Below are 1060 nucleotides of genomic sequence, written 5' to 3' on the forward strand. Positions count from 1 at the left end.
GTTTATCACCACCGACTATTTGCAACAGTGCCCCGTCCGGATACTGCCAGATATCGGCGTCCAGGGAGATGTCCTGAAGCGCGGTGTCCGGAATTTCAGGTTTGTGTCTCTACAAAGACTAACTATCAGAAAAACTCATCGAGCATCAAATGAAACTGCAATTTATTCATATCAGGATTATCAATACCATATTTTTGAAAAAGCCGTTTCTGTAATGAAGGAGAAAACTCACCGAGGCAGTTCCATAGGATGGCAAGATCCTGGTATCGGTCTGCGATTCCGACTCGTCCAACATCAATACAACCTATTAATTTCCCCTCGTCAAAAATAAGGTTATCAAGTGAGAAATCACCATGAGTGACGACTGAATCCGGTGAGAATGGCAAAAGCTTATGCATTTCTTTCCAGACTTGTTCAACAGGCCAGCCATTACGCTCGTCATCAAAATCACTAGCATCAACCAAACCGTTATTCATTCGTGATTGCGCCTGAGCGAGACGAAATACGCGATCGCTGTTAAAAGGACAATTACAAACAGGAATCGAATGCAACCGGCGCAGGAACACTGCCAGCGCATCAACAATATTTTCACCTGAATCAGGATATTCTTCTAATACCTGGAATGCTGTTTTCCCGGGGATCGCAGTGGTGAGTAACCATGCATCATCAGGAGTACGGATAAAATGCTTGATGGTCGGAAGAGGCATAAATGCCGTCAGCCAGTTTAGTCTGACCATCTCATCTGTAACATCATTGGCAACGCTACCTTTGCCATGTTTCAGAAACAACTCTGGCGCATTGGGCTTCCCATACAATCGATAGATTGTCGCACCTGATTGCCCGACATTATCGCGAGCCCATCTATACCCATATAAATCAGCATCCAGGTTGGAATTTAATCGCGGCCTCGAGCAAGACGTTTCCCGTTGAATATGGCTCATAACACCCCTTGTATTACTGTTTATGTAAGCAGACAGTTTTATTGTTCATGATGATATATTTTTATCTTGTGCAATATAACATGGGTTGGCACTGTTGCAAATAGTCGGTGGTGATAAAC

At 43.9% G+C, this 1060-nt stretch carries 1 protein-coding gene; it reads right to left on the minus strand.

Features of this window, described 5'->3' with window-relative positions; all coding sequences use genetic code 11:
* Positions 1 to 125 precede the first annotated feature (125 nt).
* Positions 126 to 941 (minus strand): aminoglycoside O-phosphotransferase APH(3')-Ia, encoded by an 816-nt coding sequence (locus tag HMPREF2787_RS08685; RefSeq protein ID WP_000018326.1) that lies wholly within the window; start codon positions 939 to 941, stop codon positions 126 to 128.
* Positions 942 to 1060 lie beyond the last annotated feature (119 nt).

This window comes from Corynebacterium sp. HMSC061H03 (assembly GCF_001838215.1).
In the GTDB taxonomy this organism is placed as follows: domain Bacteria; phylum Actinomycetota; class Actinomycetes; order Mycobacteriales; family Mycobacteriaceae; genus Corynebacterium; species Corynebacterium jeikeium_D.

What these genes read in the sequence shown, in the direction of transcription:
- HMPREF2787_RS08685 (WP_000018326.1), bottom strand. Translation starts at nt 941, where the DNA reads ATGAGCCATATTCAACGGGAAACGTCTTGCTCGAGGCCGCGATTAAAT.